The organism is Cytobacillus oceanisediminis 2691 (assembly GCF_007678455.1).
GTDB lineage: Bacteria > Bacillota > Bacilli > Bacillales > Cytobacillaceae > Mesobacillus > Mesobacillus oceanisediminis_A.
Map to the genome: position 1 here is coordinate 1 of NZ_VEEP01000113.1, position 310 is coordinate 310.

General features: G+C 46.1%; 1 protein-coding gene. It reads right to left on the reverse strand.

Annotation, left to right across the window (positions count from 1 at the left end):
* Nucleotides 1–27: 27 nt before the first annotated feature.
* Nucleotides 28–240, reverse strand: a complete 213-nt coding sequence (locus tag FS736_RS23560) for a kinase/pyrophosphorylase (RefSeq protein WP_144481535.1) — start codon at nt 238–240, stop codon at nt 28–30.
* Nucleotides 241–310 lie beyond the last annotated feature (70 nt).

Here is a 310-nt window from a genome sequence, read left to right on the forward strand (position 1 = left end):
TTTCTAGCGCTTATCTCCCAGGTACATTCACAATCCCCTTTTCCATCTTCTCCAAACACCCACCAAAACAATCTCTCCCCTCAATATCCCCCCCGGATCACACCCATCATCATACTTTACCCCAAATTCCATCGCTTCCATCTTCCCCAAATATTCATCCTCCAATTTACCCATCATCCCCCCACCATGCTTACCCTCTTTCTTCAACTTCTTTTCAAACCCCTTCATAACTCCATTCAACAAATCAACTCCCTAAATCCCCTCTTCTTTTCCTCTCCCCTCCAGATAGCCTTTTAGGGCGGCTACCACA